Source organism: Acetobacter aceti (assembly GCF_002005445.1).
Lineage (GTDB): Bacteria > Pseudomonadota > Alphaproteobacteria > Acetobacterales > Acetobacteraceae > Acetobacter > Acetobacter aceti_B.
In genome coordinates this window covers 1594458-1608136 of sequence record NZ_CP014692.1, presented here as the reverse complement: position 1 = coordinate 1608136, position 13679 = coordinate 1594458, and the positions used below count along the sequence as shown (strand labels likewise).

The 13679-nt window shown below is 56.6% G+C and carries 15 protein-coding genes and 1 pseudogene; 7 read left to right on the top strand and 9 right to left on the bottom strand.

Annotated features, from left to right (window positions below; all coding sequences use genetic code 11):
• Positions 1–95: 95 nt before the first annotated feature.
• From A0U92_RS07215 to A0U92_RS07190, 6 genes and pseudogenes are all read right to left on the bottom strand, one after another.
• Positions 96–519 (bottom strand): annotated as a pseudogene (locus tag A0U92_RS07215) (transposase); the annotation flags it as partial.
• Positions 520–668: 149 nt separating this feature from the next.
• Positions 669–1256 (bottom strand): prepilin-type N-terminal cleavage/methylation domain-containing protein, encoded by a 588-nt coding sequence (locus A0U92_RS07210; protein ID WP_077812635.1) that lies wholly within the window; start codon positions 1254–1256, stop codon positions 669–671.
• Positions 1253–1663, bottom strand: coding sequence for a type IV pilus modification PilV family protein (locus A0U92_RS07205; protein WP_077812634.1), 411 nt, complete (start codon positions 1661–1663; stop codon positions 1253–1255). The genes A0U92_RS07210 and A0U92_RS07205 overlap by 4 nt, the downstream gene beginning before the upstream one ends.
• On the bottom strand, positions 1653–2123 hold the full coding sequence (locus tag A0U92_RS07200) for a type II secretion system protein (protein ID WP_077812633.1): 471 nt from the start codon (positions 2121–2123) through the stop codon (positions 1653–1655). Before A0U92_RS07200 ends, A0U92_RS07205 begins: the two co-directional genes overlap by 11 nt.
• Positions 2107–3363 carry a type II secretion system F family protein gene (locus A0U92_RS07195; RefSeq protein ID WP_077812632.1) on the bottom strand — a complete coding sequence of 419 codons (1257 nt, stop codon included), beginning with the start codon at positions 3361–3363 and terminating at the stop codon, positions 2107–2109. The genes A0U92_RS07200 and A0U92_RS07195 overlap by 17 nt, the downstream gene beginning before the upstream one ends.
• Positions 3360–5051: a GspE/PulE family protein gene (locus A0U92_RS07190; RefSeq protein WP_077812631.1), complete on the bottom strand. Its 1692-nt coding sequence runs from the start codon at positions 5049–5051 to the stop codon at positions 3360–3362. Before A0U92_RS07190 ends, A0U92_RS07195 begins: the two co-directional genes overlap by 4 nt.
• Before the next feature lie 97 nt (positions 5052–5148).
• Here A0U92_RS07190 and A0U92_RS07185 point away from each other — a divergent pair, with 97 nt between their 5' ends.
• The 5 genes from A0U92_RS07185 to A0U92_RS07165 all read left to right on the top strand — a co-directional run bounded on the left by A0U92_RS07185 (position 5149) and on the right by A0U92_RS07165 (position 9579).
• A complete protein-coding gene (locus A0U92_RS07185; RefSeq protein WP_149026407.1) occupies positions 5149–5943 on the top strand; it encodes a prepilin peptidase in 795 nt (264 codons plus the stop codon).
• Positions 5944–6164: 221 nt separating this feature from the next.
• Positions 6165–7163, top strand: coding sequence for a PilN domain-containing protein (locus tag A0U92_RS07180; RefSeq protein WP_236748308.1), 999 nt, complete (start codon positions 6165–6167; stop codon positions 7161–7163).
• 7 nt (positions 7164–7170) lie between these two features.
• Positions 7171–7827 (top strand): type II secretion system protein GspM, encoded by a 657-nt coding sequence (gspM, locus tag A0U92_RS07175; protein ID WP_077812629.1) that lies wholly within the window; start codon positions 7171–7173, stop codon positions 7825–7827.
• Positions 7828–7913: 86 nt separating this feature from the next.
• The gene (locus A0U92_RS07170; protein ID WP_236748307.1) at positions 7914–8738 is read left to right on the top strand and encodes a type II secretion system protein GspK; all 825 of its coding nucleotides are present in this window, start codon (positions 7914–7916) and stop codon (positions 8736–8738) included.
• 124 nt (positions 8739–8862) lie between these two features.
• On the top strand, positions 8863–9579 hold the full coding sequence (locus A0U92_RS07165) for a DsbA family oxidoreductase (protein WP_077812628.1): 717 nt from the start codon (positions 8863–8865) through the stop codon (positions 9577–9579).
• Here A0U92_RS07165 and A0U92_RS07160 read toward each other — a convergent pair.
• The gene (locus tag A0U92_RS07160; RefSeq protein ID WP_077812627.1) at positions 9567–10544 is read right to left on the bottom strand and encodes a bile acid:sodium symporter family protein; all 978 of its coding nucleotides are present in this window, start codon (positions 10542–10544) and stop codon (positions 9567–9569) included. The genes A0U92_RS07165 and A0U92_RS07160 overlap by 13 nt on opposite strands.
• 97 nt (positions 10545–10641) lie before the next feature.
• Here A0U92_RS07160 and A0U92_RS07155 point away from each other — a divergent pair, with 97 nt between their 5' ends.
• Together A0U92_RS07155 and A0U92_RS07150 are read left to right on the top strand one after the other, a co-directional pair.
• On the top strand, positions 10642–11583 hold the full coding sequence (locus A0U92_RS07155; protein WP_236748306.1) for a hypothetical protein: 942 nt from the start codon (positions 10642–10644) through the stop codon (positions 11581–11583).
• A gap of 113 nt (positions 11584–11696) precedes the next feature.
• Complete coding sequence (locus A0U92_RS07150) at positions 11697–12587, top strand: lipid-binding SYLF domain-containing protein (protein ID WP_077812625.1); 891 nt, start codon at positions 11697–11699, stop codon at positions 12585–12587.
• 210 nt (positions 12588–12797) lie between these two features.
• On the opposite strand, the gene A0U92_RS17265 is transcribed toward A0U92_RS07150, so the two are convergent.
• Positions 12798–13337, bottom strand: a complete 540-nt coding sequence (locus A0U92_RS17265) for a hypothetical protein (protein WP_149026406.1) — start codon at positions 13335–13337, stop codon at positions 12798–12800.
• Positions 13321–13569, bottom strand: coding sequence for a hypothetical protein (locus A0U92_RS17260; RefSeq protein WP_149026405.1), 249 nt, complete (start codon positions 13567–13569; stop codon positions 13321–13323). The genes A0U92_RS17265 and A0U92_RS17260 overlap by 17 nt, the downstream gene beginning before the upstream one ends.
• Positions 13570–13679: the final 110 nt, after the last annotated feature.

Below are 13679 nucleotides of genomic sequence, written 5' to 3'. Positions count from 1 at the left end.
GCGGGTAGTGGATTTTTTTGGGCTGATATTAAGAGCGCCTTTCAAAACCATGAATTGAGCGCTTTGAAGCAGATGAGAGCGCAAGCGATGCGCGTGCAGGCGGTGCGGCGGCGCCGGTATTCATGTCCCTTGTCGGCATGGAGCTTTGCGGGACGATGTTTCAGGCGGCCGCGTTGACCACGGATGGCGGGGATCGCATCGAGCAGAGGTTCGAGCATCCGGCTGTCATGGACGTAGGCGTCGAAGAGCAGGACGGTCAGCGGCATACTCTGTCGGTCAGTGACGACGTGGCGTTTTGAGCCCGGTTTTCCACGATCCGTCGGGTTCGGACCTGTCGCATAGCCCCTTTTTTGCAGGAATGGACGAGCTGTCCATGCAAGCCCGGCTCCAGTCGATCCGGCCCCCGCAATGCAGCCGAGTCAGCAATTCACGGTGCAGTTTCGCCCATATGTCGGCGTCCTGCCAGTCGCGCAGGCGGCGCCGGCAGGTCACCCCCGAGCCGCACCCCATCTCGCGCGGATATGATATATAAAGAATGGTGCTTTCGTTTATTCCTGAAGAAGAGAAAAAATCGTTATTCTTCTGATTCTAATAGCTTTTCTCAAGAAGCAACAATGAATAAATAATTACTATTGCGTGACAGCCTCAAACCTCTTTCACGTCCCTTTTCATCCTGTCTCCGCGCCACTGAGAAGCGGACGGATCATCATCGTTGGCCAGCTTTTTCCAGGCGCGAGGAAACGAACCTGCACCCTGACGAGAAGAGGCAGGTTCGGGCTGTTCCAGACCGATTGCCAGACATGCCGACCGCCTTGCAGACCATAATATGAAAACTCGATTGAACTGACGCCACGAGCGAGAATCTCTTCATGAAGAGCGTCAGGCTGTTCGGCGCAGATTGCCCGACGATAGGGCTGCCATCGCACGACAAGTTCGTGGTGTGCCCCTACGCCAAACGCCGCTTCGACTTCCTTCTCATAGCCGTTCTTTTCCGGAAGCCACGATATAACCCGTAATCGGTCTTCCTGACCGGAAAACTTGCCTGCGCCTCCATTGTCCGGAACATCGGCCCGCTCGATCAGGCGACGCAATGCGTCTTCAATCCCCTGACCGGATATTTCATCATCGTGACGATGCTCGGCCATGGACCAGCCATGCGTACCCACGCCAATACCTTCCCACAAGGCCACCGACAGCAGCCCGAAGACCACCGTCACGACAAGAATCTCCAGAAGAGTAAAGCCGTCGTCTCTCATTCCTGCGCTGCGGGTCGCACCGCCCTGCCTGTCAGAGTGACAGATCGTCCTGTCGCGCCCTGCACCTGCACGGAAATGGAAAACAGACCAATCCTGTCCCCAGAGCTCTTGGGAGCAGCCTCCGCAATCTGACGAATTTCAACAGTCGAATGATAGCGCCCCTCCAGATCGTAACTCTGCGAACCCGGACGCAGAGAGAGAGTGGCCTCTACGCCCGCAAGCTGTGATCTGGCCAGCGAGATCGCGTAAAGATCGCGCTGTGAGCGACCGCCACTCGCCAGACCGGCCTCCAGCGATCCGAGCATCGCCGTCAGCGCAAAACCGGAAATCATCAGGGCGATGATGACTTCCAGCAGCGTGAAGCCCGTATCCCGTTGCCTGGCTGACATCGTCAGATCAGGTTTCATCGGCTTCAATCCGGCCCGTGACAGGACTAACCCTGATCAGACAGAGATGTTTTCCCAGAACAACCACAAGGGGAGGACCGGATACACCCCCGTCAGCCGTGAAACGGTAGTCGCCACGCTGAAGAAAACCACCACCGGGTTTCGGCAGCAAAATCTTCGCCGGCCCTGTAATCCGACGCACCCGTGAGACATGGTCATGCAGCGTCGTAATCTGCGAAGTCGCTGCATTGACCTCCAGCATGACGGCATCCCCACTTGTTTCTGAGAGCCTCTGCGCATCATGCAGACTGTCCAGCACACGGGATCGGGCATTGGCGAAAGTAAGAGCGTCGCTCTTCATCGGTCCCCTCTCCAGCGCCATGCCCATCAGCAGTCCCGCAATCACCAGCACCACCATGATTTCAAGCAATGTGAAACCTGCGTCCGATGATCGAGAATTTTCATCAGTGTGCGAGGTCATTAAGGCTCAGCATGGCAAGCAGAAGCGCCGACACGATACCCGCCACCAGAACACCCATGATGATGGTGATCGCAGGAACAACAATGGCGAGAAGACGCTGGATGGTGACGCGGCTGGCTTCTTCATGAATGTCCGCCGACCGCAGGGCGATGGGTGCAAGCTGGGCGGTTTCTTCACCCACCTTGAGAAAATGCGTCATCGTTTCAGGAAAGATTTTGCTTCGCTCAAGTGAGAAAGCAAGACTGCGCCCTTCCCGCACATCCCGCGTCGCTTCCGAAAGACAGGTTGCGCCGGCAGTGTTGCTGATAACACCTTCCGTTATGCGAAGCGCGCCAACCAGAGGCACGCCGTTACGCATCAATGTGCCGAGCGTTCGGGTAAACTGCGCCGCCATGATCTCGCTCAGCAGTGTCCCGATCACCGGCACACGCAACAGAAACGTGTCTGTCGCCAGCCTGACAGCAGGTTTCCTCAGGGCAATCCGCACACACACCACCAGCACCACGCCCGCCACAAGCAGCAGCATGCCCCACGCCGTCAGAAAATCTCCCGCCGCAATGACAATCTTTGTCGCCAGAGGCAGGGAAGCGCCATTTTCCTCAAACAGCGGCACGAACTGCGGCAGGACATGGGTCAGCAACAGGGCAATGGAGAAAACCGACGCGACAATCAGCACGACCGGATAGATCATCGCGGACTGCACGGTCGCTTTCAGCTTGCGCTCGCGTTCCAGCAGGTCCGACAGACGCAGCAGCGCATCCCCTAAGGCGCCGCCCGCCTCGCCCGCCCTCACCAGCCCGACATAGAGCTTCGAGAAAATCGCGGGCATCGTTTCCAGCGCATCAGCGAAGGATTCACCGTCGCGCACACGATCACGCAATGCCCCGATGACCCGTCCATTCCGTGGCCCAACCGCCGTATCACCCAGAAAACGCAGGGCGCGATCAAGATCCAGACCGGCTGTCAGCATCGTCGCCAGCTTGCGGGTGAAGTCCGCGACTTCGCCGGACTTGAGACGCAGATCCTTCTTGCGACCGAGCAGCGAGAGAATTTCACCAGCAAGCGCTCCGCCGCGTGTCGCAGGAGAAATCTTCATGACCATCAGGTTCTGGCGACGCAGGCGACTGGTGACCTGCATCTCCGAATTGGCCGTCATCTCGCCGTGGACGACGTGGCCCTCCGCGTTGACCGCCTGATAACGCCAGACTTCCGAACCTGTGTCAGTCAGTGTGGAGGTCATTCGTCCTGCCCGACGATACGACTGATTTCTTCGAGCGACGTCTCGCCTTTCAGGGCCGCCTGCAGACCGGCGTGGAACATCGTTTTCATGCCTTCAGCCACAGCCGCGCGTTCGATTTCCGAATGGTCCGCGCCGGAGAGGATCAGGCGTGTCACCTCCCGAGAAGGCTGGAGAAATTCCGCAACGGCGCTTCGTCCCTTGTAACCCGTCTGACGACAATGCGCGCAGCCGACCGGATGCCACAAGGTATGCTTCGTGTGCTGATCCAGCCCCAGTCGCTCCGCCAGTTCCGGAGACACGTCTTCCGGACGACGGCACTCCTGACAGAGCCGCCGCACAAGACGCTGGGCCAGAATCCCGCGCAGAACGGCGGTCAGAAGATAGTCCTCCAGCCCCATGTCACGCAGTCGGGTCACAGCGGCGGCGGCTGAGTTCGTGTGCAGCGTAGAGAGCACCAGATGGCCGGTCAGGGCCGCCTGCACGGCAATCTGCGCGGTCTCGATGTCACGGATTTCACCGACCATGATGACATCCGGGTCCTGTCGCAGGATGGCGCGCAGGAAGCTGGCGAAGGTCAGTCCGATTGACGGCCGGATCTGAAGCTGGTTGATGCCCGCGAGCTGATACTCGATCGGGTCTTCCACCGTCATCACATTGCGTTCGGAAGAATTGAGTCCGGCAAGACCCGTATAAAGCGTCGTGGTTTTTCCTGATCCGGTCGGTCCGGTCACCAGAACGATGCCGTTTGGTGTCTCAAGCGCCTCCCGAAAGGCCGAGATGATCTCGGGAGCAAGACCCAGACGGCTATAATCGAAACTCACGGTCGTACGGTCGAGCACACGCAGCACCGCGATCTCGCCATGCAGCGACGGCACCGTCGAGACACGGAAATCCACTTCGTGCCCACGCACCGCGAGCTTGATACGTCCATCCTGCGGCAGCCGACGTTCCGCGATGTCGAGCCGCGCCATGATCTTGATACGGGAAATAAGCGCCGCCGTCAGACGCGGACTCTGGCTGTCCACTTCATGCAGCACGCCGTCATAGCGGTAGCGGACCAGCAGGCGGTCCTCGAACGGCTCGATATGAATGTCGGACGCTCTGGTTTCCACGGCGCGGAAGATAATCTGGTTCATCAGCCGGATAATCGGCGCTTCACTGGCGAGGTCTTTCAGACGGTCTGTATCGTCCTCGGCAGCTTCACCCTCGTCAGCCAGCGGTTCGCCATCACCCTCTCCGTCCTCTTCACCCTCCGGATAGAGGCGATTGAGAGTTGCCTCGATATCCGCTGGCCGCGCCACCTCCCGCACAACCCGGCACCCGGTCGCCAGAGCGGCGGCACCGGCAGTGAAGGAATCGAGTGGGTCCGCCATGACCAGATGCAGGATTCTTCCCTCGCAGGAGAGCGGAATGGACCGCGCCTGCCGCAAGAAGCGACCGCCCAGCTGGTCCGGCATGATGGGTTCGGCGATTGCGCCCATACGGGCTGTATCAAGCACCTCCGTGCCGAGTATGGTGGCATAGGTGCGGGACAGATCGGTTTCGCTGACGAGGCCAAGCTGGAGCAGCACCTGCGCCAGCGACTGTCCGGTTTCCTCGGAAACCGTGCGAGAGCGCTCAAGCGCACGGGCGTCGCAAACGCCACGATCCAGAAGGGCTGTTTCCAGATCCATCGTTTCAGCCGACATGATCATGCCTCAGCTTGCAGAACCTGAAATTGCCCAATACCGGGTTTCCCGACACTGACTTGCTCAACCAGAGGCAATTCGCCACTGTCGCGCCGCCATGATGCCTCTCGCTCTTCTCGTTCCCTTTATCATCGCGCCTTTCATAGGCAGTTTTCTCGGCGTCCTTGTGAGGCGTATTCCACGAGGCGAATCTTTCGCGATGAGCCGTTCGCATTGCGAGGACTGCCATGTCGCCCTGCGGGCGCATGAGATGATCCCCGTCCTGTCCTATCTGCTGCAGAAAGGGAAATGCCGACAGTGCGGCAGCAGGATTGATCCGCATCATCTCAGGATCGAGCTTGCGGCGCTTGCCGTTCCCGCCTGCGTCATCACGGCACGCCTGCTGATGAATCATGAGCAGGGGTTTCCGTTTGCAGATGATGATTTTTCATTGCCGCTTCTGCTGGCCGACTGCTTTCTCGGCTGGATATTGCTGGCGCTTGCGTGGATTGACCGCATCTGCATGAGACTGCCTGACGTCCTGACATTACCGCTGTTGCTGACCGGTCTGGCGGAAGGGTTCCTGAGCGCTGGCGCTGACGGTCTGCTGGATCGCACGCTTGCGGCGGCCTGTGGCTGGAGCCTGTTCGCACTGGTGGCATATGGATATCGCGTCCTGCGAGGACGTGCCGGACTGGGTGGCGGTGACGTGAAGCTTCTGGCGGCAGGTGGCGCGTGGGTCGGGCTGGCCGCCCTGCCGATCGTGGTGGTGATGGCGTCGGCGTTCGGCATCGTGATTGCGCTTGCAACCATCCTTCGCGCTCGACGCTTCAGCATGACGATCATGGTTCCCTTCGGCCCCTGTCTGGCAGCCGCCATATGGCTGGCCCGGCTGACGTTGACAGCGCAATAATCAGCGCACCCGGAAAACAGGCTGCGTCAGGAAATCTGACTACATGAGACAGGAGTGTGAAAACCAGACCGTCGGTTAACGTGTCATAAATCTATAACACTCCCACCCTGTCTTCTCCTCGCAAGAGAATGGTATGGCACCACGCATTCTCCGCAGGCTGCCCGAACAGGATCTTTGCGCCAGGTGCTTCCGCCTTACACCATTGCTTCTCTGGACCGTTCATGACGGGACAGTCCTCGTCCACGCGGCTGTTGCGCGAGTGCGTCCGGTGGTGGCGCGATCGCATGACGGAGATCCTTCCTGCCGCTCTCTCACTCAGAGCCAGAAAGACCATCCGGCTTGAAGTCAGTCCGGATGGAATGCTGGATCCCGCCGACGTCGCTGCCTGTCGCGAGGAGTTCCCTGCTTCACGCAGTCGCTGGCTACCGCAGCCACGCATGCCTGAAATTGCTCTCGTTTTGCCAGAAGGGGGCATTCTTGCGCGCGATGTCACTCTGCCGCGCGTCGCCGCAGGGAACGCAGCCCGCACCATCGGCTATGATCTCGATCGCCTGACCCCCTTTCGGCAGGACGATGTTCTGTGGAGCGTGCAGCGCAAGCCCGGTGCAGAACGTGGCGAGCAGGCCATTTTCAGGCTGCTGGTAGCGCCGCGTTTTCTTGTTTCCTCCGCTTTGGACACCCTTGGTCACGCAGGCATCACTCCGACCTGCATCAGTATGGATTCCGCTGCGGAGACGCCGCTTACCATTCCACTGGGAAAAACAGCCCAGAAAAGTCATCCTGTCAGGCGTGTGCTGGGCTTTTGTGCCGCAATCCTCGTCGCGGCGCCATTCATTTCCCAGCAGATCACGCTGTTCCGCCTCAATCACGCCATTACCGCTCTGAACGACGGACGCGCACAGGCCGAAGATATCCGGCGGCGAATCACAGCCTTTACCGCCGCTCCAGCAGCTCTGGCGCGTGAAGAACAGCGCATCGGTTCCCCTCTGCATATCATCGGAACGCTGACGGACGCCCTGCCGGATGGAACCTTCCTGACAGCGCTGCATATTCACGAACGCCATGTGACCATGGAGGGAGAATCCGCACAGGCCACCAGACTGATCGGCGTTCTTGAACACGACGCGGCGTTCTCGGACGCGGCGTTCTCCGGACCAGTCACACGCTCAGAGAACAAGCAGATGGACGTCTTCACCATCAACGCCAAAGCGCCGGGCTGAGACGACAATGTCAGCAAATCTCTCTCACCTGCCTGCCCATTTGCCGGAAGGACGCGCCGGACGGATGCTGGCGCTGGCCATCACGTTCCTGCTTGTTCTGATCGCGTGGTTCCTTGTGTCCGGACTGCTCGGATTTCATGCCCGAGAACAGGCGGGCATTGCGGACCAGAAAGAGATTCTTGCCCATACACAGGCGCTGGTGGACAACATTCCTGCCCTGAAGGAGCGCTACGAACAGGCGGCGCACAATGCCAACGGAGACTCTCCGCTGCTTGTCGAAAGCTCCCGGGAAACGGCGCTCGCACGGCTTCAGGAAATTGTGCATGACGCCGCACGGGGCGTGCAGGTGGAGCCCACCAGCATGGAACCTCTTCCCATTGGACATAGCGGACTTTTCGAGCAACTCGGCGTGCGTATTTCACTGACAACCTCCTGGGGAGCACTTGTCAGGCTTCTCGACACACTGTCAGCCAGCACGACGCCGCATCTGCTCGTCGATGATATTCAGATTCAGGCGGCGGGCACATCATCCGCTGAGGAAGCCACGCAGGGCCGGACGATTGACGTCTCCCTGACCATTCTCGCCCTGCGGGATTCCCGCTCTGATGCAAAGGGAGCCTCCAGCCGGTCCAATGCGGACGCCACCACGGGCCAGCAGCAATGAATCTCTCTGACGACGGATTCCTGCTTTCATGACTGTCACCTTTTCCATGTCCATGGCGTCAGGCATTGCCGGGCTGAGCGACTGACGTGAAATCGAAAAGCACTGTCGCCGCCATCCGTCCCCGTCGAGGCAATGAGGATGGGTTCGCACTTCTGCTGGTGCTGTGGACGCTGGGTTTTCTGTCGCTGATTGGCGCTCAGGCGCTGGTTCTTGGAAAATCCGGACTGGTGCTGGAAGCATCCACGCTCCAGAGAGCGCAGATGGAAACCATCACTGACGAAGCGATCACGACGGAACTGTTTTCGATCAGCACCGGCCAGTCTCCTCCGCGTCCGGAGTGGCGCTCCAGCCCGGACGAAGGCGAGATCACCATCAGCGTCAGCAGCCACGCTGACAGAGACCATATCAACCCGAATGTCGCGGGCCAGGCTCTTCTATCGTCACTGCTGACGACCTCTGGCGTCTCCAGTGATCAGGCCAATTTCCTGTCCGCCAGCATCATGGCCTGGCGCATGCCCGGCTATAAAGGCGAAGGAAACATTCCCGGTCAGGCTGCCTGCACATCCTCTGGCCAGCCTTTTCACACCTTTGGGGATCTTCTGGCCGTACCGGGCATGACGCCGGCTATCCTTGCGCGTATCCAGCCGCATCTTTCATTCGCGCAACTGCATCTGCCCGATCAGACAAGCCGTGATCCGATTGTCAGGCAGGCGATGCTCCATTCCGGCGTTTCAATGGGTGCCGATCAGAAGCCGGATGATACTGATTCTGAGGAAGAAACGCTGATTATCGTGGATGCTGTCGCTTCAAAGAAACTGGCCCGCATGAGTCGTCATGCCGAAGTTATCCTGATGCCTGAAGCAAGGCCGGTCCCCTGGAGGGTCGTACGATGGGAGACAGTGACACGGTAAGCACATCAAAAGTGCTTCACGGGTGGTAACTGCGGAGGGCAGCGTGCAGTCGGAGCATAATACAAAAATGTAACACCTCATGAAACAAGGTGCATGTTCCCCGTCCTGTCCCTAGGATATCTCCATGAACATGCTCGCCCCTTCCAGACCAAGGATGAGCGTCGAAGTCGTCTTCGATTTCGTCTGCCCCTGGTGCTGCATGGGCATCACTCGCCTGATCAGCGTTTTCAGACGTCGCACGGATGTTGAAACGCTCTATACGTGGCGGCCCTTTCTGCTCAATCCAGCTTCGCAGAATGAGGCCATGACATTCAACGACTATCTTGAAGCCCGGCACGGCAGCAGGGAGCGGGCAGACCGCCTGCTACGTCTGATTGAAATCCAGGCAGCCGAGTTCGGGTGCGCCATTCACTTCAATCGCATTCATCGCGTCCCCAACACGATGAATGCACACAGACTTATTGAATGGGCCTCTGCGCGAGGTGACTGTACCACTCTCGTTCTCTCCATTTTCGAGGCTTTTTTCCAGAACGGCGAGGATATCAGCGACCCTGCCCTGCTGGCGGAAATCGCAGTCCGGCAGGGGTTTGATCACGATCTGGCGCTTCATTTTCTCAGCGGCCAGACGTTGGCCGGCACTGTAACGGCCGGACAGATTCAGGCTCAGAAAGCCGGCATTAACGGCGTGCCATCCTTCATTATCGGAGGACTGGCTCTGACAGGAGTACATGACGCCCCTGCCCTGAACCGCCTTATGGATGCAGCGTTCTGGGTCACCGGATCGAAGGCAGAAATCCGATTCGATGCTGAACGGACGTCTTTGCTGTCTCAGCGGTTCTGAAAATCGGCTGCCTCTTCACTCTTCGCCTCACGAGCAAAATGCTGAGCCAGTATGGCGCAGACGAAAAGCTGAATCTGGTGGTACAGCATCAGGGGCAGCACCACGAGACCAACGCTCGAGGCCGGAAACAGCACGTTGGCCATCGGCACGCCGGACGCCAGTGTCTTCTTGGAGCCACAGAATACAATGGCGACCTCGTCCGCTCGGGAGTAGCCAAGCAGACGGCTTCCGAGCATGGTGAAGACGAGCACAAAAGCCAGCAGAGCGCTGTCTACAAGAGCCACGATGCCTAGCTGTGAGAGTGGCAGGCTGTGCCAGAGTCCCTGCACAATGGCGTCACTGAAGGCTGAGTAGACCACGACAAGAACTGAGCCACGGTCAGAAAAAGACAGCAGCTTCTTGTGACGGCGGGCCCAGTCACCGATCCAGGGCTGAAGCAGTTGTCCGAGTATGAACGGCAGCAGCAGCTGAAACACGATGTCCATCGCCCCCCCTGATTTTGAACCCTCCTTGGCGAGGATCAGCCCGACCAGCAGCGGCGTTATGAAGATGCCCAGGATATTGGAAGCCGTTGCCGAACAGACTGCGGCGGGAACATTGCCTTTGCCTATGGAGGTGAAGGCGATCGAGGACTGTACGGTCGAAGGCAGGCAGCAGAGAAACAGCACGCCGGTCCATACATCAGGATGCAGCAGGCCCGGCGCAAGCGCATGAAGTGTGAGGCCAAGCACCGGAAACAGAACAAACGTGCAGGCGAGAATCGTGAGATGCAGTTTCCAGGCCGTCAGACCGCTGAGGACCGCCGTTCGGGAAAGCCTTGCGCCCTGCAGGAAGAACATCAACGCAATCAGCACGATCGCCAGATCCTTGAAGAAAGGAACGGCGGCTCCCTGGGCGGGAGCGACGGTCGCAACGCCGAGCGTCGCCAGCAGGCTGACAAGAAAGGGGTCCAGCTTGAACGGCATCGGATGGTCTTCCAATGTGAAAAGACAGAAAGATTCAGGTGTTACAGCGCAGGAGCAGATTGCGCATAGGGATCACTTGCGCCACTTTTAAGATCACATGAAGCACTTATCCACTCACTCCCTTCTCCGCCGCCGCTCTCTCTGGCAGATGACGGCTTCCGTTCTCGGATTTGCCGCCGCACTCTGGGGCGTCGAACCGGCGCTAGCCGCCAGCGTTCCTGCCGGATGCGCCACAATCCATCATGAAAACGCGGACAGTGGTGAAGATCATGCCGCCTTCAGTCACATTACAGTGACGTTTCCAGCAAACGGTGGTTCGCTGAGCGCCGCGAGCCAGACTCTTGCAGGCACGACCGGCACCGCTGGCGATGTCGCGGACGCCGCTTCCGTGCTGCTGCTGGCGGCCCTGATCGGCCATCACAACGCCGCCTGCTCGCAGTGGCTGGAAGCCGAGGGCCAGGTGGCTCAGGATAGTCTTGCCGCAGGTCATTCGCTGAAGCTGGCCTGGACCTCCGTGGCCGTGAAACATGGCGCCCTGCATGTGTCGATGGCCAATGCCGGGCTCGCCATCAACGGAGCAGGACCCGACGCCAGGGCCGTCCTGAGCTTCAGTGGTGTCGCCACCAGCGGTACAGCGGCGACGTCGCTGATACCATCCTCCGCTCAGGCCTCCTTCTCCCTGCCCGCCGATGAACTGGCCAGCCTGATGGCCGCCACGGCGGGCAAATCCGCCCGGCTTCCCGCCGTGCATGTCGCCATCCAGTCCTTTTCAGCCAAACGGGACACGGTCGAACTCTCCGGGAACGGACGCGCTACCCTGACCGGCGAGCACGACAGCGCCTCCGCAAGCGGTCATCTGGAAATCAGGGATATCAGCACGCTCATCCAGAAGGCGCAGCAGGATTCCCAGACAAAGATTGCCGCCGCTCTGGTGCTGGCCCGGATTGTCAGCCACAAGAGTGGTGACAGCAATACATGGGACACGAACTGGGAAGGCGGTATCCTGACTGTGAACGGTGTTCCTCTTCCTCTCAGATAGGGTTAAGAGCTCTGCGTGCCCGGCAAATTGCGTCCGGGCGCATCTGTCGCCATGCTTGAGCCATATATTCCGGCGATTCTGGTCGCCACCGTCCTCGTGACAGGAGATCTCCTATGCGGGCTCGCCGCCTGACCCGGCTTTTTCTTTCTTCCACTGTGATGGTGGGGATGCTTGGCCTTTCCACCGTGGGACACGCCGCCGACAGCAGCACCGAACAGATGCTGGTCGACAAGGCCACCCTCGCGGTTCAGGATATGTTCACGGGCGCGAAAACCACCGATCGCGTTTACCGCTATCTGGGACAGTCCCGGGCCGTAATGGTCTGCCCTTCCATCTTCCGCATGTCGATCGGGATCGGTGGCTCAGGTGGAGGATGCCTGCTTCTTTCACGTGACGCCCGTGGATCATGGTCTGACCCTGCCTTCTACCGATTCGGTTCTGGCTCGATCGGTTTTCAGCTGGGGATACAGTCTTCAGCAATCATGTTCTTCGTCATGAGCGATCGCGGACTGCAGGCGCTGCTCGACAGCCAGTTTCAGTTCGGCGCGAACGCTGCGGCGTCCTTTGCAACGATGGGCAGCGGCATCGAAAGCGGCACAGCCGGGCGTTCCAACACCGACATCATGGCAATCCAGAAATCGGAAGGTCTGTTTGCAGGCGTAGCTCTGAGCGGCGCCAAGCTGACGGTCGACAGCGACGCGAACCGCGCTTATTACAACCAGATAGTCGGGCCGACCGAGATTGTGATCTCCATGCGCGTGAACAACGCCGGAGCCGATCCGCTACGCGCCATCCTGAGCCGCTATAACGCGTCGGCCGCGGCTGCAATGACTGCCAACCCGGTTGTTGGCGGTAGCTCTTCTTCCGGCGACATCACTTCTTCGGGTGAGGCTCAGCTCACACCCTATAACAGCGCCCCCGTAGTCAACAGTGGCAGCGGAATCCAGAGCCAGTCTCTGGCTCCGCTCAGATCTCGGCCGTCAGTCCCGTCAAAAAGCTACTGAGCACAATTCAGTTAGCGGTTCCATTTATTCTGGAGGTCATATAATCAGGACAAAACCTAATTCATTTTTGTTCTGATTATGTGTTTCTGCCCTTCACTCTCCAAAAGGAAATCTCCTATAAAATATATATATATTCACCATGAACTTCATATCTATTGAAAATTGTAGAAATTTCATCTTTTTCATTTTTAAATAAAACACTTCCATTATCTATAGACCATTTTTTTCATTTACATTATTGTACAGACCAATAGACCCATTAGAATCGAAATAAATTTCCGATATGAAGTCTCCATTTCCGCGCAAAAAATCAAATTTTCTTGATGATATAAAATCAAATTCTTTTATATTGATATTCGATAAACTTTTTTTGTTTATAATTTCATCTAAAAAATAATATCCAAATCTATTTGGATGCCCTCCCAAATCCTTTACAAATGTTGAAAATACTTCCGGAGAGGTAAATCTATCAATATCAATGATATTTTTCATATATCTGTTTTTTATTGATTTATATTTTAGCCAATTTGGATAACTTGAATTATTCAATCTACTTCTAACATATAAACACCAAAATAAAATTTTTATATTTGGAAAATATTTAATTATTTTATCTATTATATTTAATGAATGAAACCCAAGTGTCGATATATGCTGAGTATCCATGAAATTTTTATCAACATTTCCTGGAAACCCCATTGAATCAAGAAAATAATTGCCAGTTCCAACTATATCATTTATTTTTTTCATAATCCATGTTATTAAATTTAAAATCAGAAACAATCCATACGACATCATTATTAATTTCATAATTTTCTTTTATTTTATCATAAATATATCTTGACCAGTTTGGAATTCCACAATGACCATCCAGAGTACAACCATTAAAAATGAGACCATATTTTATATCATCAGAAACTATATTTGTAAAATCACTATGAATATGAGATGGCCCTAGAATATATACATTTTTCATTTTCATATTAAAATCCCCAAAAATACAATAAGTAATTTTGGATATTTTAATATAATAATTCGTAAAACAACCAATACAAAAACATGTTGTAATTTAATTACATAAATTAACTGTTT